This window comes from Serratia sp. KG1D (assembly GCF_037150675.1).
Taxonomy (GTDB): Bacteria; Pseudomonadota; Gammaproteobacteria; order Enterobacterales; family Enterobacteriaceae; genus Serratia; species Serratia nematodiphila.
Genome location: NZ_JBAGIH010000001.1, coordinates 1,933,880 through 1,952,140, shown reverse-complemented (window position 1 = coordinate 1,952,140; position 18,261 = coordinate 1,933,880). Strand labels below are relative to the sequence as shown.

The window sequence follows — 18,261 nt, the reverse complement described above, 5'->3', positions numbered from 1 at the left end:
CGAATGATGTTGACTAAAAAGAACAGCGAAGCTCTGGAACACTTCAGCGAGAAGCTGGAAGTGGAAGGGCGCAGCCTGTGGCAAGACGCGCGTCGGCGTTTTATGCACAACCGCGCGGCGGTCAGCAGCCTGTTCATACTGGCGCTGATCACTCTGTTTGTGGTGCTGGCGCCTATGCTGTCGCAATTCGCCTACGACGATACCGATTGGGCGATGATGTCCGCCGCACCCAGCGTTGAATCGGGGCACTATTTCGGCACCGACTCCTCCGGGCGCGATCTGCTGGTGCGCGTGGCGATCGGCGGGCGCATCTCGCTGATGGTCGGCGTGGCGGCGGCGCTGGTGGCGGTGATCGTCGGCACCCTGTACGGCGCGATGTCCGGCTATCTGGGCGGCAAGATCGACTCGGTGATGATGCGCCTGCTGGAGATCCTCAACTCCTTCCCGTTCATGTTCTTCGTGATCCTGCTGGTGACCTTCTTCGGCCAGAATATCCTGCTGATCTTCGTGGCGATCGGCATGGTATCGTGGTTGGACATGGCGCGTATCGTGCGCGGCCAAACCCTCGGTCTGAAGCGCAAGGAGTTCATCGAAGCGGCGCTGGTGTGCGGCGTTTCCACGCGCAACATCGTGCTGCGGCATATCGTGCCTAACGTGCTCGGCGTGGTGGTGGTGTATGCCTCGTTGCTGGTGCCGAGCATGATCCTGTTCGAATCCTTCCTCAGCTTCCTGGGGCTGGGTACGCAGGAGCCGCTGAGCAGCTGGGGCGCATTGCTCAGCGACGGCGCCAACTCAATGGAAGTTTCACCGTGGTTGCTGCTGTTCCCGGCGGGTTTCCTGGTTGTCACTCTGTTCTGTTTCAACTTCATCGGCGATGGCCTGCGTGACGCCCTCGACCCGAAAGATCGTTAAGGAGTGCCACCATGAGCACCATTGAACATCCTGAGATGCAAACCGCCGTCGGCGTTAAAGCGTCGCCGCTGCTGGACGTGAAAGACCTGCGCGTCACGTTTTCCACCCCGGACGGCGACGTGACGGCGGTGAACGATCTGAACTTCGATCTGCGCGCCGGTGAAACGCTGGGCATCGTCGGCGAATCCGGCTCCGGCAAATCGCAGACCGCGTTCGCCCTGATGGGGTTGCTGGCCAGCAATGGCCGCATCGGCGGCTCGGCCAAATTCAACGGCCGCGAAATCCTCAACCTGCCGGAAAACCAGCTCAACAAGCTGCGGGCCGAAGAGATCTCGATGATCTTCCAGGACCCGATGACCTCGCTCAACCCGTATATGCGCGTTGGCGAACAGCTGATGGAAGTGCTGATGCTGCATAAGAAAATGAGCAAAAGCGAAGCCTTTGAAGAGTCGGTACGCATGCTTGACGCGGTGAAAATGCCGGAAGCGCGCAAGCGCATGCGCATGTATCCGCATGAGTTTTCCGGCGGCATGCGCCAGCGCGTGATGATCGCCATGGCGCTGCTGTGCCGGCCGAAGCTGCTGATCGCCGACGAGCCGACCACCGCGCTGGACGTGACCGTTCAGGCGCAGATCATGACGCTGCTCAACGAGCTCAAGCGCGAGTTCAACACTGCCATCATCATGATTACCCACGATCTGGGCGTGGTGGCCGGCATCTGCAACAAGGTGCTGGTGATGTACGCCGGCCGCACCATGGAATACGGCAGCGCGCGCGAGGTGTTCTACCAGCCGAGCCACCCGTACTCCATCGGGTTGTTGAACGCGGTGCCGCGCCTCGACGCCGAAGGTGAAGCGTTGCTGACCATTCCCGGCAACCCGCCGAACCTGCTGCGGCTGCCGAAAGGTTGCCCGTTCCAGCCGCGCTGCCCGTACGCCATGGAACAGTGCGCGAGCGCTCCGCCATTGGAGCAATTTGGGGAAGGGCGCCTGCGCGCCTGCTTTAAACCGGTGGAGGCGTTGGTATGACAGCGGTAACCGACAAGAAAGTGCTGCTCGAAGTGGCCGATCTGAAAGTGCACTTCGACATTCATGACGACAAGCAGTGGTTCTGGCAGCCGCCGAAAACCCTAAAGGCGGTCGATGGCGTTACGCTGCGGCTGTTCGAGGGGGAAACCCTGGGCGTGGTCGGCGAATCCGGCTGCGGCAAATCCACCTTCGCGCGCGCCATCATCGGTCTGGTGAAGGCCACCAGCGGGCGCGTCGCCTGGCTGGGTAAAGATCTGCTGGGCATGAACGACGCCGACTGGCGCAAAACCCGCAGCGATATCCAGATGATCTTCCAGGATCCGCTGGCTTCGCTCAACCCGCGCATGACCATCGGCGAAATCATCGCCGAGCCGCTGCGCACTTACTACCCGAAAATGCCGCGTCAGGAAGTGAAGGACAAGGTCAAGGCGATGATGCTGAAGGTCGGCCTGCTGCCTAACCTGATCAACCGTTATCCGCACGAGTTCTCCGGCGGCCAATGCCAGCGCATCGGCATCGCGCGCGCGTTGATCCTCGAACCGAAGCTGGTGATCTGCGACGAGCCGGTTTCCGCGTTGGACGTGTCGATTCAGGCGCAGGTGGTAAACCTGTTGCAGCAGCTGCAGCGCGAAATGGGGCTGTCATTGATCTTTATCGCCCACGATTTGGCGGTGGTGAAGCACATTTCCGATCGCGTGCTGGTGATGTACCTGGGTCATGCGGTGGAGCTGGGCACCTATGACGAGGTGTACCACAATCCGCAGCACCCTTACACCAAGGCGCTGATGTCGGCGGTGCCTATTCCGGATCCGGACAAGGAGAAGGAAAAGCAGATCCAGCTGTTGGAAGGGGAGCTGCCTTCGCCGATCAACCCGCCGTCCGGCTGCGTGTTCCGCACCCGCTGCCCGATCGCCGGGCCGGAGTGCGCCAAGACGCGTCCGCTGCTGGAGGGCAGTTTCCGTCATGCGGTTTCATGCCTGAAGGTCGATCCGCTGTAATGCGCCGCTAGCCGGCAACAAAAAGCCCCGCTGAGTCAGCGGGGCTTTTTTTATCCGAAATATGAGCGGCGAATCACTCTTTCCACAGAATGTGGCACAGCTTGTGGTCTTTCTCGCGGCAGATCAGCACGCGGGCGAACACGTCGTTAATCGGCTCGCCGTCGCTGTCCGCCAGACCGATCACCACTTCGGCGAAGAAGTCCGGATTCAGGTCGTAATCCACGTGCTCGCTCCAGTCTTCGGAGGGGTCGTACAGTTCTGCGCCGCCGCGCTCTTCAAACTGCAGATTGAACAGCAGAATATCCGCCGGATCCAGATTGTCGCCGGCCAATTCGAGGAAGATGTCGTAGGCCTGTTCCAGCGTTTCGTCTTCGGTAAGGCGGTTATTCAAATCCATAAAAAAATCCTGATAACAAATGATTTGGCGCTATTAAAGCACGCTCGCCGCGGCTTTTACAGCAACGGGCTGAAAAAGTAGAACAGGCGCTCGACCAGGCGATGCCAGAATGGCCGCTTCAACCACTCTTTGGCGTTCAGCAGCTTGGAACGAGCGATGTAATCTTCCTGCACGCAGGCCAGATCGCTGCCGAAGCCGTCGTCGTCGATCACCAGGGTGATCTCGAAGTTGAGCCACAGGCTGCGCATATCCAGATTGACGGTGCCGACCAGGCTGAGCTGGCCGTCGACCAGCACGCTCTTGGTGTGCAACAGGCCGCCTTCGAACTGATAGATTTTCACGCCGGCTTCCAGCAGCTCGGAGAAGAACGCCCGGCTGGCCCAGCGCACCATCATCGAATCGTTGTCGCGCGGTACGATGATGCTGACCTCAACGCCGCGCAGAGCGGCGGTGCAGATGGCGTGCAGCAGATCGTCGCTCGGCACGAAGTACGGCGTGGTCATGATCAGCTGCTCGCGCGCGGAATAGACCGCGGTCAGCAGCGCCTGGTGGATCATCTCCTCGGGGAAGCCGGGGCCGGAGGCGATCACCTGAATGGTGTGGCCGCTTTCCTGCTCGAACGGCATGATGTTGACGTCCGGCGGCGGCGGCAGAATGCGCTTGCCGGTTTCAATCTCCCAGTCGCAGGCATAGACGATGCCCATCGTAGTGGCCACCGGGCCTTCCATGCGCGCCATCAGATCGATCCATTGGCCGACGCCCGCATCCTGCTTGAAATAGCGCGGATCGACCATGTTCATGCTGCCGGTATAGGCGATGTAGTTGTCGATCAGCACCACCTTGCGGTGCTGGCGCAGATCCATGCGGCGCAGGAATACGCGCAGCAGGTTGACCTTCAGCGCTTCGACCACTTCGATGCCTGCGTTGCGCATCATCGCCGGGTAGGGGCTGCGGAAAAATGGCAGGCTGCCGGCGGAGTCCAGCATCAGGCGGCAGTGTACGCCGCGCCGCGCGGCGGCCATCAGCGATTCGGCCACTTGATCGACCAGGCCGCCGGGCTGCCAGATATAGAACACCATTTCGATGTTGTGGCGCGCCAGCTCGATGTCGCGGATCAGCGCTTTCAACGTGTCGTCGGTAGTGGTGAGCAGCTGCAGCTGGTTGCCCTTGACGCCGTCGATGCCCTGGCGGCGGTTGCACAGCTGGAACAGCGGTTCGGCGACTTCACTGTATTCGGTGGCGAAGATGCGGCGGCTCTCTTTCAATTCCTTCAGCCAGCGCGCGGTCGACGGCCACATGGCCTTGGCGCGCTCGGCACGGCGCTTGCCCAGATGCAGTTCGCCGAACGATAAATAGGCGACGATGCCGAACAGCGGCAGAATATAGATAACCAGCAGCCAGGCCATGGCAGAGGGAACCGCACGGCGTTTCATCAAAATGCGCATCGTCACGCCGGCGATCAGCAGCCAGTAGCCGAACACCATGAGCCAACTGATTACGGTATAAAATGTTGTCATAAAGGCGAAAAATCCCGTTCGCAAACCACCAATGATGAGTGTACGCACAGATCGGGCAAGGCGAAACCTTTTATCGGCGCTTATGTTACATAAATATGATGAAGTTAAGGCACTTGCCGAAATTGAAAGGGCGGCTTTTGCCCGCGTGGCGTCCGCTGTGCCGCCGATAACGGCGGCTTGGATCGCGGGCGGAAAGGGCTATAATGCCCGCGGTTGGCATTAGACGAACGAGTGACGGAATTATGAGACGCAGTAGAAATGAAGTGGGCCGCTGGCGCATGTTGCGGCAGAGCCAACGTCGGCGGCATCGCTGGTTGGAACGCCAGTCGTGCAGCAATCGCCATATTATCCGGGTGCGGCGCCGCCTGGACGATCAGCATCGGCGCGCGCTGCTGTTTGCGGTATCCTGCGAGTGGTAAAACGAAAACAGTCCCTTAAGGGACTGTTTTGTTATGGCGTCTGAGTTATTTGCCCAAATAGGCGTTGAGCATCCAGACCTGTTTTTCCTGCTCTTTGATGTAATCGCTCATCAACGACGCGGTGCCTTCGTCGCCGGCGTCTGCCGCCACCGTCAGCAGCTCACGCTGCTGTTGCAGCAAGATTGAATACCCTTCCAACAGGCCGCGCAGCGTGCCCTTATCATCGGTCACGTTGGTGTGTTCCTTGATGTCGGCGGTTTTCAGATAATCGCTGAAAGCGTGACGCGGCTGCGAGCCCAACGTCAGAATACGTTCCGCCAGCTCATCTACCTTGGTCAGCAGATCGTTATATGTCTCTTCGAATTTCGCGTGCAGTTCAAAGAACTGCGGGCCGGTAATGTTCCAATGATAGCCGCGCACGTTCATATACAGCACCTGATAATTCGCCAACAGCGCATTGAGCGCTTCGGCGAGTTTTGCCGATTGTTTACTGTCAAGGCCGATATGGGTTTTCGCTGCTTTCTTTGCCGTTGCCATAATAATCTTCTCCTGATTATTTGTTCCGATAGTAGACAGAATCAATTTCCATAGCTGTTACAGTAACCGGATTTATCGCAGGGTTAAATACGATAACAGGCATTATTGCCATCGCTCAAACCGATGACGATAAATCCGTCGAGCAAATTGCCGAATCAGTTTACGCAGGTTCCGCAGGCGAAAAAAGCCGCTTTTCTCGGTTACTTGCGCAGCGCCAGTTTTACCACACCTGCGCCCAGCGCCATTAACAGCGCGGCGGCGATCAGTACCGAAATAAAGGCGCGATCAAAGGCCAGACGCGCCAGCTGCGTCAACTGCTGCGCGCGATCGGCCGCCATTCCGGCCGCCAGGCGCAACGCTTCGTCGATGCTGTCGTAGGCTAAATCGCTGACCGGCAGCTCCGCCGGCAGCGCCAGAGTGTGGCTGTAAACCGCCGTCATCAGCCCGCCGAGCAATGTCACGCCCAGCACGCCGCCCAGCTCGTAGGAGACGTCTTCGATGGACGCCGCCATGCCGGATTTCTCCTCCGGTGCGTTCAGCATGATGGCGGTGGAAGCGGCGGTGATCACGCCGCCGAGGCCAAAGCCCACCAACGCCAGGCTCACCAGCTGCGGCGCTATGCCGCTCTGAGACAGCAGGGCGAGGGCGGCAATGCCGAAGGTGGTCAGGGCGAAACCGCCGAGGATGATGCTGCGTTCGCCGTAGCGCGGCAACAGTAAACCGGCCATCGGCCCCGCCAGCGCCGAGGCCAGCGGGATCGGCAAGATGAACAGCGCCGCCTGCAGCGGACTGAGGCCGAGCACCAGTTGCAAGCGTTGGCTGAGCACCAGCTCGACGCCGATCAGCGCCACCATCGACAGCAATGCCACGCCGATGCCGCCGGCGAACAGCCGGTTGCGGAACAGAGAGAAATCGATCATCGGGTGGGCGCTGCGTTGCTGACGACGCACGAACAGCACCAGGAACAACACGCCGATCGCAGCCGCCGTGAGCAAGGCGCTGACGTCAGGCGCCGGCCTGCTCAATTCTTTCAGCGCATAGATAGCGCCGACCAGGCCTATCATGATCTGTATCGAGCCAACGATGTCGGCGGGGCGCGGGTTATCGCCGCCGCAGCGCGGGATCAGTTTCCATGCCAACGGCCAGACCAGCAACACCACCGGCACATTGATCAGGAACACCGAGCCCCACCAGAAATACTCCAACAGCAGGCCGCCGACCACCGGGCCGATGGCCGCGCCGCCGGAGGCCACCGACGCCCAGATGCCGATCGCCAGCGCGCGTTCGCGTTCGTCGGTAAAGACGTGGCGTACGATGGACAGCGTGGCGGGCATCATCATTGCCGCGCCAACGGCGAGGAATACCCGCGCGGCGATCAGCCACTCGGCGGTAGGCGAGAAAGCGGCGCACAGCGACGCGACGGCGAACACCGGCAGCCCGGCGAGAAACAGCCGTTTATGGCCGATGCGATCGCTCAGCATGCCGGCGCCAGGCAACAGACCGGCCACCACCAACGGGTAGGCGTTGACGATCCAGAGTTTTTGCGAGGCGCTGGCGTCCAGCGCCTGGGTTAAACGCGGCAGAGCGGTATATAACACCGTCATATCGATGACGATCAGGAACAGGGCGCTGGCGACCATCGTCAGGATCAACCAGCGGTTCTTGGCGTACATAAGTCATAATCCAGTTAAAGTGGGCGGCGCGAAGGCGCCGCCATTCGGGTAACCCTCCGGCGATGCCGGGTGATATACTGGTGATAATATATATCCATACGTTCGTATTGAAAAGAAGGGTTTCTTAATGGGACGTCAACGCAGCATCGATCGCGACAAGGTTTTGGACACCGCCGAAGAGATCGTCGCCACTCAGGGGGCCGCCGGTTTGACCATCGACGCCGTCGCCAAAGCGATGGGGATCTCCAAGGGCGGGGTGCAGTACTGTTTCGGCAGCAAAGACGCCCTGATTGACGCCATGTTCGATCGCTGGGGCAGTGCCTACGAGACGCTGTTCGCCGCTATCGCCGGTGACGATCCTTCACCGCAGACCGGCGTGCGGGCGCATATGCTGGCGACGCAAAGCTCGGATCAGACCGCCAGCGCCAAGGCCGCCGGGCTGATGGCGACGCTGATTCAAACGCCGGAGCATCTGGCGAGCACGCGCGAATGGTATCGCAGCCGCATCGCCGGTTTGGATTTGACGACGGAAGAAGGCAAGCGCGCGCGCCTGGCGTTTCTCGCCACCGAAGGCGCCTTTATGCTGCGTTACTTTGGTTTGATGGATATCGATCAGGTGGAATGGGAAGCGATGTTCACCGATATGCAGGCGTTGATTTTAACTGAGGGTGCCTATCGCACTGATAGCTAGTAAAGCCCGCAGTGAAAGGCGTATGTTTATCGCACAAGATATTCCCTCGAAGAACTTTTTAGCCAGCCACTCCGTGCTGGCTTTTTTTTGTTTGCAGGCAAGCGTCCCAGCGGGGCCCCCTGAAGGCAGGGGGCGGGGGAAATTATTTACGGGCGTCCAACAGCGACTGGGCGTTCTCTGCGGTAACGACGGTCCACGGAATGTAGTAATGCTTTTGCGTGCCGCCCTCCCATTTCAGATCCTTGGCGTATTGCTTCCAGATCTCCGACTGCGGTTGATAGCTTTCCCCTTTCACGGCGCGCAGCGCGACGTCGATGGAACCCTGCATCTGGCCTTTGGCATCTTGCAGAATAGAGACCATTTCACCGGCCTGCACCGCATGAATCGCGTCGGAAACGCCGTCAACGCCGGCAATCGCGAAGTCCTTCACATTCAGGCCGGCGCCTTTGATCGCCTCGATAGCGCCCAGCGCCATCTCGTCGTTTTGGCCAATCACGCCGTTGATTTTGCCCCGGTGTTTCTGCAGCCAGTTTTCCATCAGCGGCTGCGCTTCCGCGCGTGACCAGTTGGCCGTTTTACGCTCCAATACCGTGACTTGACCGGCGCCGCACTCGGCAATCGCTTTATCATTGCCCTTGCCGCGCTGGATCTCGCCGCTGCCGCCTTTCGGGCCTTCGATAATCACCACGTTCACCTTTCGGTTCTTGCAGTCGAGTTTGTCCAGGACGGCTTTGGCTTCCAGGTATCCCCCCAACTCGTCATTAGACACTACTTCAGACGTCATCGCGTCCGTGTTCAGGCGCGCGTTGGTGACCACCACCGGAATTTTGGCTTCGTTGGCATTAGTGACGATATCGATATTGGCCTCAAAATCCATCGGGTTGACGATAATGGCATCGGCGCGCGTCTGGATAGCGGTGGCGGCCTGATCGTTTTGCACCGAGGCATCATAACGCCCATCGTAGAAGGTCAGCACGGCTTCGCCGCTTTTCACCGCCGGGTGCTCCTTGCCGAACCTTTCCATCAATTGCACGAACTCGGCTTTGTTGCCGTACATCAATACCGCGATTTTTACCGGGGCCGCCTGAGCAGCCGACAGGCTACCGAGCATCATGGCAGAGGCAAACAACGCTATCTTGGTCTTATTCATGGTTTTCTCCTGGTAGAGTTGGGTCTGATGTTATTAATCGCGCTGTTGCTTACGCGATGGGTCGAGCAATACGGCAAGAACGATCAATGCGCCTTTGATAATTTGTTGGTAGTACGATTGCACGCCGAGCAGATCGAGGCCGTTATTCATCACCCCGATAATCAGCACGCCGAAGAAGGTGCCGACCAGCGTACCGACGCCGCCGGCCATGCTGGTGCCACCGATCACCACCGCTGCGATGGCGTCCAGCTCATACCCTGCACCGGCGTTGGTCTGCGCCGAACCGGTGCGTGCGGTGAGGATCAGGCCGGCGATGCCGGCCAGCGCGCCGCACAGCGTATACACCAGTATTTTGATGCGCGTGACGTTAATCCCCGAGGTGCGCGCGCTTTTTGGGTTGCCGCCGACGGCGTAGATGTAGCGCCCGAAGAGGGTTTTATTCAGCACCAGCCAGGCGAGGGCGAACAGCACGATGAAGATGATGACCGGCACCGGAACGCCGCCGACATAACCATTGCCCAACCAGCGGAAATCGCTGTTCAATTGCGAAACCGGATTGCCGTTGGTGGTCAACATGGTTAAACCGCGCGCCGCAGAGAGCATGCCCATGGTGACGATAAAGGGTTGCAGCCGGTAGCGAGCCAACACGGTGCCGTTCACCAGGCCGCAGACGATCCCGATGCCCAGCGCCACGATCAGCGGCGCCATGACGGCGGTCGCGGTGTCGCCGATAGCCAATCCGCTGTTGTTGGTGGCGAAGCGGGCGGCGACGATCCCGCTTAGCGCCAGCACCGAGCCCACGGAGAGATCGACGCCGGCCGTAATGATGACGAAGGTCATGCCGATCGCCAGAATGCCGTTGATCGAGACCTGGCGCAGGACGATCAGGGTGTTTTCATTGCTGAGAAAATAATTGCTGCTCCAGGCCCCCTGGGCGACCTGATATTCGCCAATCAGCGCCACGATCAGGCACAGCGCGAAGAAGGCGATGATAATGCCGTATTTGTGCATACGGCGCTTATTGCGGGTGAAAAATGAAATTCCTGGTGATAAGGAGTGGGCGCTGCTCATTTTTTTTCTCTCTCTGTTAAACCGCAAGTTTCATCAGTGCTGCCTGGGTCGCATCGGCTGCCGAAAGCTCACCGGCCAACTGCCCGTCACGAAACACCAATATGCGATCGCTCATGCCGATAATTTCCGAAAGCTCGGAGGAAACCATGATGATCCCCTTGTTTTGCAAGGCGAACTCCGACATAAATCGATAGATCTCTTTCTTGGCGCCGACGTCGATGCCGCGCGTCGGCTCGTCGAGCAACAACACCTCCGGATCCAGCAGCGCCCAGCGGCCCAGCACCACTTTTTGCTGGTTGCCGCCGCTCAGGTTGCCCACGGGCTGTTCGCCGTCGTGGGTTTTAACGTTGAAGCGCTGGATCATGTCGCGGGTTCGCGCTTGCTCCCGTTTCTCGCTGACGAACCCCATTCGGCTGATGCCGGCAAAAGAGGCGATATTGATGTTTTCACTGACGGAACGGCACAGCACCAGGCCGGTTTCCTTGCGATCTTCCGTCACGTAGGCAATGCCGCTGTCGATGGCCTCTCGCGGGGAATGGCGGTTCAGCGTCTTGTCGCCCAAACGGATCGTGCCGCTGTCGGCATGCTGAATGCCGAAGATAAGATCGAGAAATTCGCTGCGGCCCGATCCCACCAGCCCGTAGATGCCCAGGATTTCACCGTGCTTAAGCTGCAGGCTGATATCCTTTATCTTGCTGCGCCAAAACAGGCCGTTGACCTCCAGCAAGACCTCTTCGCCGGGCTGATTGAATTTGGCGAACTCGCTGTCGTACTCGCCGCCGATAATGTGTTCGATCAACTGCTCACGGGTAATGTCGGCGATATAGCCTTCATGGATATAGGCGCCGTCGCGGAAAATGGTGTAGCTGTCCGCAATTTGAAATATCTCTGACAAACGGTGAGAGACGTAAATAATGCCTTTACCTTTCGCCGCCAATTGCTGAAGCGTCTGAAAGATTTTTTGCGCATCCTCCTCGCCAATCGCCGAGGTGGGTTCATCCATGATGATGATGTCGGCATTGGCATGCGACAGCGCTTTGGCGATCTCGACCAGCTGCTGCTCGGCGACGCTCAGGTTGCGCATTTTCTCTCGGGCGTCGATCTTGAAATCGAGTTCCTTGAGCAGGCTGGTGGTGCGTTGATTGAGCGTGGCGAAATCGACGAACCCCAGGCGTCTCGGCTCACGGCCCAGCCAAATGTTTTCGGCCACCGTCAGATCCGGGATCGCGCTCAGTTCCTGCTGCACGATGGCGATGCCGGCGTTGAGGGCTTCCCGGGGATGATGAAATTCACAGCGTTGGCCATTGATAAAAATGTCGCCGCCATCGGGTTGAATAAAGCCCATCAGAATGCTGAGAAAGGTGGATTTACCCGCGCCGTTGCCGCCGCACAGGGCATGGATGGAACCACGCCGCAGGCAAAACTCCGCATTCTTGAGCGCCACGACCGGGCCAAAGGCTTTTCTGACGCCGCTGACCTCCAGCAGGTAGGCGGGCGCTTGCGTATGGGGATCTCGCGTCACAGTTGCACCTCCGGGTAGGTCTGCTGCAAGCGTTGCAGGTACCGTTGATAAAGCGTCTCGTATTGCGCTCGTCTGCCGGCATGTGGCCGTGCGCGTGTGGCCTCATCCAGCGCAACGAAACGTTGGCACAGTTCGGACAACAACGCGCCGGCATTCCGCAGCGGATCGTCGGCTAACGTCGTCGCCCACATCGCCTGAATGGCGCCGCCCAGCGCAGCGGTCTCTTTGGCTTTCAGACAGACCACCGGGCACCCCATCACGTCCGCGACGATTTGTCGCCAGGCGGCGCTGCGAGCGCCGCCGCCGGTGAGGCGGATCTCGCGCGCTTCAATGCCCTGACGGCGAAACAGCTCGATGCCATAGCGCAGGCCATAGGTGGCGCTTTCGACCACCGCCAGGCAGAGATTGGCGCGGGTAAAATTGTCGCTATCGAGGTTATGCAGACTGGCGCGCGCGTGAGGCAACGGCGGAACGCGTTCGCCATTGAAGAACGGCAGCATCTCGACACCGCCTGCGCCGGGTGAGGCCTGCGCCAATAAACCGTTAAAGCCGGCAAGGTCTTCGTCCAGCAGCGTTTGTACCGCGGTGGTGGCCGAGGTGACATTCATGGTGCAAATCAATGGCAGCCACCCGTTAGTGCTGGAGCAGAAGCCGGCAATCATGTCTGATTCCGCCGCGACGGGGGCGGCAGACCAGGCGAATAGCGTGCCGGAGGTGCCCAGGCTCAGGGTGAGGGTGCCGGCCTCGATGTTGCCGGAACCGATGGCCGCCATCATGTTGTCGCCGCCGCCGGTCGATACCCGCACCGTTGGGCCGAGGCCGAGTTTTTCCGCCGCGGCGGGGCGCACCGTGCCGATGCAGCACTCCGCGTTTTTGAGCGGCGGCAGGGCTTGCCACAGACGACCGCTGTCGTCGATGAGATCGACGGCGGCTTTGCTCCAGCTACGGGTGCGCACATCGAACAACCCGGTGCCGGAAGCGTCACCGTATTCCGCTACGCGCTCTCCGGTCAGCCAGAAGTTCAAATAATCATGAGGCAACAATACGGTGTGCAGCTTTACCCACAACGCCGGATGGTGTGTCTTGAACCAAAGGATTTTTGACGCGGTATAACCGGTGGCGATCCGCAGGCCGAGTGTTTCCAGCGAGCCGTTGGCACCGCCGAGCTGCTGCAGGAGCCGTTCGTTTTCCTCTGCGGTTTCGGTATCGCACCACAGCTTGACGCTGTGCAGCACGTTGCCGTCTGCGTCCAGCGGTACAAATCCATGTTGTTGGCCCGAGACCCCCAGAGCATGAATTTCCCGTGCATCAACGCCGGCGTTAGTCACGGCTTGGCGAAAAGCGATGACCAGCGCCTCGATCCACCAGTCGGCCTCCTGTTCGCGCCGGCCATTGGCTTGGCTGATGAGACGGTGAGGGGCGTTGCCCTCACCGAGGATCACGCCCTGTGTGCTGTCGACAATCACGACTTTCGTGCCTTGCGTACCGCAGTCTATTCCAGCATAGAGCGCCATAGGATCACTCCATTTCCAGCATGATTTTGATGTCCGAGGCATGTCCCGCCGCCGCGCGCTCGAAGGCGGCCACGCTGTCGGAGAACTTGTAGGTTTGGCTTATCAACGGCTGGACGCGCAATTTGCCGCTGCTCAACAGCCGCAGCGTGCGCGGGTACATGTTGGCGTAGCGGAAAATGGTCTTGAAGGTGATTTCCTTGGCCTGCGCGGCGACGATATCCATCGGCGCGGCATCGATCGGCATGCCGACCAGCACGGCGGTCGCTCCTGGCGCCGCATGTTCGGCCAGCGTAGCGATGGCCGGTTTTGCGCCGCTGCATTCAAACACGACATCGGCGCCATTGCCGCTGGTGAGCGCGGCCACTTTCCCCGCCAGGTCGCCGGTTTTGATATTGACGGCGTGCAGCCCCTCATAACTGGCCGCAACGGCGAGTTTTTCGTCAAACAGGTCGCAAATAATGACGTCCGAGCAGCCGCCCGCCAGCGCCGCGAGAGCGGTGACCACGCCGATCGGCCCGGCGCCGATCACCAGCGCGATATCGCCGGGTTTGATCCCGGCTTTGGTGGCTGCTTGCATGCCGATGGCTAAGGGTTCCACCATGGCGCCTTCGGCGAAACTGACGTTGTCCGGCAATTTGAACGTGAAGGCGGCGGGGTGGATAACGGTTTCGCGCAGGCAGCCGTGCACCGGCGGCGTCGCCCAGAAGCGCACGGCCGGATCAAGGTTGTAAAGGCCGGCGCGCGTCTGCGCCGAGTTGAGATCCGGAATGCCGGGTTCCATGCAAACGCGATCGCCGATACTGAGGTGAGTGACGTTTTTACCTGTCGCGAGCACCACGCCAGAAGCTTCATGGCCGAGCACCATCGGGGCGTTAACCACGAACGGGCCAATGCGGCCATGTTGGTAATAGTGCACATCACTGCCGCAGATGCCCACGGAATGAATTTTTATCTGCACATCATCGGGCCCCAGCGTTTCGGCGAGCTGGACGTCCTCGATAGCGATTTCCCCCGCCTTGGCCAACACTAATGCTTTCATATTGCCTCCTGGTGAATCATTTTTATGGTAACGATATCATTTCAATGCGGCGATAGTGGGCTAAAGCGGGTGGTTAAACTGTGATCGATGTTGGAATTACTCGATGGGAGTTAATTTTGCTGGTGGGTTGTTATTCAATATGGAGATGAAGATCACAAAATCGGCGATGTAATGACGGTTTTAATATCAGCATTCTGATATCGATACCGTCACTTTGCAGGGGAAATGATGAACAAACAACAACGTGCCATAGCCGTTACGCTGGAATATTTGCGCGAGGCGGACATCGTTCTGACCGAAGAAGAGCAGCAACGTATTGAAATTGCGACATTTGGCTTGGCCGACTATCCTGTCTCAGGGCTGCAGCTGCTGACCTATGTCAACTCACCTCGGTATTGTGCGAAAGAGTTGGTGCTGTTTCCTGAGCAGACTTGCCCAGAGCATTTGCATCCTCCTTTTGCCGGCACGCCCGGCAAGCAAGAGACGTTTCGCTGCCGTTGGGGCGAGGTGTTTCTGTTTGTCGACGATGAAAACCTGATGCTTAATGACGCCGGCGGTGAACCGGTATGCCGGGTGCCGGAAGGCGCGGAGCAGTGGTATACCTGCAATCGCTATATCCTCTTGCGGCCTGGCGAACAATACACCATCGCGCCCAATACCCGGCACTGGTTTCAGGCTGGAAAGCGGGGGGCGGTGGTGTCCGAGTTCTCTTCCGAGAGCCGTGACGAGCTGGATATCTTTACCGATCCCCGGATTAACCGGCTGGCAGGCGTAAACCATTAGCGCCACGATGAAAGTTCTGTCATGATGTTGTTAATGGTACAAAATGATAACTTTAAGCTAAGGAGCTGCATTTGGCGGTGGGGCGAGGACGGAAAGCGACGCTGGCTAGCGTGGCCGCACAGGCAAACGTCAGTAAAATCACCGCGTCGCGGGCATTTTCACAGCCGGACAAGGTTCATCCGGAAACGCTGCGCCGCATTCGGGAGACCGCTGCCGAACTCGGTTATGTGGTCAATGCTGCGGCGCGCAACCTGCGGGCGAAAAGCAGCAGAACCATCGGCATCGTCAACCCTGATATGGCCAACCCGTTCTTTGGCGGCCTGACGCGGTTGATGACGCTTGAAGCGCAAAAAATGGGATATGACACCCTGGTGTTCGATTCCTATGAGTCTCAGGAAAGCGAAGACAGAATCATCGACAAACTGATTGGCTACAACGTCGATGCGATCATTCTCTCGGTCATTTCCAACGATCATCTGTACCAGCCTTCCTATCTAAAGCGGTTGGAAACATTGAATATCCCGGTGGTATTGATCGACCGTGAGTTGGACAATCGCCACTGCAGCGGGGTGTATATCGATAACCTGGACTGCGGTCTTCAGGCGGGGCGCTGGCTTCTGGAACAGAAAGCGCAGCGGGTGGTGGTGGTGTCCGGGCCGGAGAACTCCAACGTTGCACGGGACAGGGTCACAGGGCTGCAGGCGGCGCTGCAAGGGAAAGTGGCGTCGTTTGAAGTGCTGTATGCCGATTTCTTTATGGATGTCGCCTGGCAAGAGACGAGCCGTTGGCTGGCCAATCACCGCGCCCCGGACTTTTTCGTTGGCTGCAATAACCAGATCTCCCTGGGCATTATCAAAGCCTGCATCGAACACCGGCTGCCGTTGATGCAGGAGGTGTCGCTGTTCAGCATCGATGAGGTTTCACATGCCGAGATCTACGGTTTTCATTTCCCGTGCGTGTCACACGACTTGCAAGAGATCGCCTGGCAAGCGTTGAATCTGGCGATCCGTCGTATTGCCGACCCCGAGATCAAGCCGGGCAAGGTGGTGGTGCGGGGAAAACTCGTCGCATAACGGCGCCGCTTTTCGCCTTATCCGTCATTTTTCAGCGCGTTGCGCTGTTTTGGGCTCATCCCGCCCGGCGGGACGGATTAGCAGCCATAAACCGCTTCCTGCCACCGCCGCGCCTAGCAGCATGGGCCAGGAAAGGGGTTCATTGAACATTAACCCTGCCCAGCAGAAGGTGACGAAGGGGCTGAGAAACAGCAGGCTCGTCACGCGCAGCGCAGAAGTGTGCCTTAGACAAAACCAGTACAGACCGTAGCCGGCCAGCGTCGCCAGTAGCGCGGTCCAAAGCACGCCGATCACAAACCCCGTCGTTACCGTTGGCAGCAGCGGGCCTTCCGCGCCGGCCATGGCGGCGAAAGCCAGCGCGGAAACCGCGCTTTGTATCCCCAGCGAGGCTGGCAAACTCATTGCTTGCGTCTGCGGCAGCCGTTCCTGCCACAGCGTTGCCAGCGCCAGCGCCAACATCCCCGCCAGCGGCAACAGGTAACTCCACAATGGGGCGTCTCCCCATGAGATGGCGCTGCCGGTCGCCAGCGTTACCCCGCTAACCCCCAAGACTAACCCGGACCAAATGCGGCCATCGGGCAAGCGGCGTTGCAACAGCATGCTCAGTAGCGCGGTGCCGAGCGGGAGCAAATCGGCGATGAGCGCGGCCAACCCGGCCGGCACGCCATATTCGATGCCTTTGCTGACGCCGGTCAGGTAACCGGTCATGGCGAGCAACCCAATCCCGGCGTGAACAGCTATCGTCAGCGGAGATGCGCGCCTGATGGCACGCACACTAAGCGGCAGCAACGCGAACGCGACCACCACGCAGCGCCAGAACGCCACCAGCAACACCGGCGCGTAATCGGCGGCGAAGCGGATGCCGACGAAGCCGGAGCTCCAGGCCACGATCAGCAGGACCTCGGCCGCAGCCAGCCAGAGGGCGGCTTTGCCGCGGTGGGAAGAGGGGCGAAATGGTGGCAGGGACATGATGGTCACCTCCTTTCCGCCCGATGGTAGTGAGTGGCTATAATTTAATAAATCGAATAATTTTCGTTCAGTTGTTTAATGGGGTTAAATCATGCGGCCGACATTGGATATCGATCTCTTGCGCACTTTTCACGCTATTGCGCGTTTGGGGCAATTTCGCGCGGCGGCGGCATTTGTCAATCGCAGCCCCGCCGCCGTGAGCGTGCATATCCGGCGCCTGGAACAGGTGGCGGGCGGCCGCTTGCTGGAGCGTGACAATCAGTCCGTGGCGTTGACGCCGCTGGGCAACAAGCTGCTGGCCTCGACGCTCGGGCTGCTGAGCGCCCATGACGATATTCTGCGGGAACTGCAGGGCGCGCCGCTAAGCGGCCATATCAAATTGGGGTTGCCTGATGAGTACGCTTCCCATGTGATAGGCCATATTTTGCCGCGGTTTGCCGACAGTTTTCCCGCAGTGGAACTGGAGGTCTCTACCGCTGCCAGTCAGGCGCTGGCGGAACAAGTTGGCCGTAATCGGCTGCATCTCGCGCTGGTGGTTCAACCCGCGGGGAAACCGTGCCAGACACCGCTCGCGGTGACTGCGCCGGTGTGGGCCGGAGGCCGTTCGCTGGCGCTGCAGGCTAACCGGCCACTGCCGCTGGCGTTGCATGCCGCCGATTGCCCTTATCGTGAGGCTATGATCGATGCATTGACCAGGGCGGGAAGGCATTGGCGAGTGGTTGTGAGCAGCCCTTCGGCCAGTGTGGTGGCGGCTGCCGTCGAGGCAGGATTGGCCGTCACGCTGCTCGACCGCGCACGGGTTTCGGCGGCGATGCGGATACTCGACGAATTGCCGTCGGTCGCACCACATGAAGTGCAACTGCTCCGTTCTGCCGCGGCCGCCAGCCAACCGGCGGTGGCGGTGCTGGAAAGCGTCATCGGTGAGTATTTTCAGAGCGGTGAACACATCGTGCTGTAAACGAGGCCAA

At 59.4% G+C, this 18,261-nt stretch carries 18 protein-coding genes; 8 read left to right on the top strand and 10 right to left on the bottom strand.

Annotation, left to right across the window (positions count from 1 at the left end; all coding sequences use genetic code 11):
• Positions 1–3 precede the first annotated feature (3 nt).
• Genes oppC through oppF form a run of 3 tightly spaced genes read left to right on the top strand, consistent with a single transcriptional unit; the run spans position 4 to position 2,938 of the window.
• Positions 4–912, top strand: a complete 909-nt coding sequence (gene oppC, locus WFM45_RS09480; protein WP_004932149.1) for an oligopeptide ABC transporter permease OppC — start codon at positions 4–6, stop codon at positions 910–912.
• 11 nt (positions 913–923) lie between these two features.
• The gene (locus WFM45_RS09475; protein ID WP_015378086.1) at positions 924–1,940 is read left to right on the top strand and encodes an ABC transporter ATP-binding protein; all 1,017 of its coding nucleotides are present in this window, start codon (positions 924–926) and stop codon (positions 1,938–1,940) included.
• Positions 1,937–2,938, top strand: a complete 1,002-nt coding sequence (gene oppF / locus WFM45_RS09470; protein WP_004932143.1) for a murein tripeptide/oligopeptide ABC transporter ATP binding protein OppF — start codon at positions 1,937–1,939, stop codon at positions 2,936–2,938. The genes WFM45_RS09475 and oppF overlap by 4 nt, the downstream gene beginning before the upstream one ends.
• A gap of 73 nt (positions 2,939–3,011) precedes the next feature.
• Here the strand turns inward: oppF and WFM45_RS09465 are convergent, their stop codons facing one another.
• Together WFM45_RS09465 and cls are read right to left on the bottom strand one after the other, a co-directional pair.
• The gene (locus WFM45_RS09465; protein ID WP_004932139.1) at positions 3,012–3,335 is read right to left on the bottom strand and encodes an HI1450 family dsDNA-mimic protein; all 324 of its coding nucleotides are present in this window, start codon (positions 3,333–3,335) and stop codon (positions 3,012–3,014) included.
• A 56-nt stretch (positions 3,336–3,391) separates the two neighbouring features.
• A complete protein-coding gene (gene cls / locus WFM45_RS09460) occupies positions 3,392–4,852 on the bottom strand; it encodes a cardiolipin synthase (RefSeq protein WP_004932137.1) in 1,461 nt (486 codons plus the stop codon).
• A 242-nt stretch (positions 4,853–5,094) separates the two neighbouring features.
• On the opposite strand from cls, the gene WFM45_RS09455 reads away from it, so the two are divergent.
• Complete coding sequence (locus tag WFM45_RS09455; protein ID WP_025159792.1) at positions 5,095–5,271, top strand: YciY family protein; 177 nt, start codon at positions 5,095–5,097, stop codon at positions 5,269–5,271.
• A gap of 45 nt (positions 5,272–5,316) precedes the next feature.
• Here the strand turns inward: WFM45_RS09455 and WFM45_RS09450 are convergent, their stop codons facing one another.
• Complete coding sequence (locus tag WFM45_RS09450; protein WP_004932132.1) at positions 5,317–5,808, bottom strand: Dps family protein; 492 nt, start codon at positions 5,806–5,808, stop codon at positions 5,317–5,319.
• A gap of 200 nt (positions 5,809–6,008) precedes the next feature.
• Positions 6,009–7,481: a multidrug efflux MFS transporter SmfY gene (gene smfY, locus WFM45_RS09445; protein WP_336955318.1), complete on the bottom strand. Its 1,473-nt coding sequence runs from the start codon at positions 7,479–7,481 to the stop codon at positions 6,009–6,011.
• A gap of 127 nt (positions 7,482–7,608) precedes the next feature.
• On the opposite strand from smfY, the gene WFM45_RS09440 reads away from it, so the two are divergent.
• A complete protein-coding gene (locus tag WFM45_RS09440; protein WP_336955316.1) occupies positions 7,609–8,172 on the top strand; it encodes a TetR/AcrR family transcriptional regulator in 564 nt (187 codons plus the stop codon).
• Between the two features lie 142 nt (positions 8,173–8,314).
• Here the strand turns inward: WFM45_RS09440 and WFM45_RS09435 are convergent, their stop codons facing one another.
• From WFM45_RS09435 to WFM45_RS09415, 5 genes are all read right to left on the bottom strand, one after another.
• Positions 8,315–9,322, bottom strand: coding sequence for a substrate-binding domain-containing protein (locus tag WFM45_RS09435; RefSeq protein WP_021503840.1), 1,008 nt, complete (start codon positions 9,320–9,322; stop codon positions 8,315–8,317).
• Between the two features lie 33 nt (positions 9,323–9,355).
• Complete coding sequence (locus tag WFM45_RS09430; RefSeq protein ID WP_016927501.1) at positions 9,356–10,333, bottom strand: ABC transporter permease; 978 nt, start codon at positions 10,331–10,333, stop codon at positions 9,356–9,358.
• A 76-nt stretch (positions 10,334–10,409) separates the two neighbouring features.
• Complete coding sequence (locus WFM45_RS09425) at positions 10,410–11,915, bottom strand: sugar ABC transporter ATP-binding protein (protein ID WP_336955313.1); 1,506 nt, start codon at positions 11,913–11,915, stop codon at positions 10,410–10,412.
• A complete protein-coding gene (gene xylB / locus WFM45_RS09420) occupies positions 11,912–13,429 on the bottom strand; it encodes a xylulokinase (protein WP_336955311.1) in 1,518 nt (505 codons plus the stop codon). The genes WFM45_RS09425 and xylB overlap by 4 nt, the downstream gene beginning before the upstream one ends.
• Positions 13,430–13,433: 4 nt before the next feature.
• Complete coding sequence (locus tag WFM45_RS09415) at positions 13,434–14,468, bottom strand: NAD(P)-dependent alcohol dehydrogenase (protein WP_033632881.1); 1,035 nt, start codon at positions 14,466–14,468, stop codon at positions 13,434–13,436.
• 228 nt (positions 14,469–14,696) lie between these two features.
• Between WFM45_RS09415 and WFM45_RS09410 the strand changes: the two genes are divergently transcribed.
• Both WFM45_RS09410 and WFM45_RS09405 read left to right on the top strand, forming a co-directional pair.
• Positions 14,697–15,251, top strand: a complete 555-nt coding sequence (locus WFM45_RS09410) for a D-lyxose/D-mannose family sugar isomerase (RefSeq protein ID WP_280598317.1) — start codon at positions 14,697–14,699, stop codon at positions 15,249–15,251.
• A gap of 71 nt (positions 15,252–15,322) precedes the next feature.
• Complete coding sequence (locus tag WFM45_RS09405) at positions 15,323–16,324, top strand: LacI family DNA-binding transcriptional regulator (RefSeq protein WP_015378079.1); 1,002 nt, start codon at positions 15,323–15,325, stop codon at positions 16,322–16,324.
• Positions 16,325–16,348: 24 nt separating this feature from the next.
• Here WFM45_RS09405 and WFM45_RS09400 read toward each other — a convergent pair whose 3' ends face one another.
• Positions 16,349–17,293, bottom strand: coding sequence for a DMT family transporter (locus WFM45_RS09400; protein WP_336955309.1), 945 nt, complete (start codon positions 17,291–17,293; stop codon positions 16,349–16,351).
• Positions 17,294–17,384: 91 nt separating this feature from the next.
• On the opposite strand from WFM45_RS09400, the gene WFM45_RS09395 reads away from it, so the two are divergent.
• Entirely contained in the window at positions 17,385–18,251 is an 867-nt protein-coding gene (locus tag WFM45_RS09395; RefSeq protein ID WP_336955307.1) for a LysR substrate-binding domain-containing protein, read from the top strand.
• The last annotated feature ends 10 nt before the right edge of the window (positions 18,252–18,261 follow it).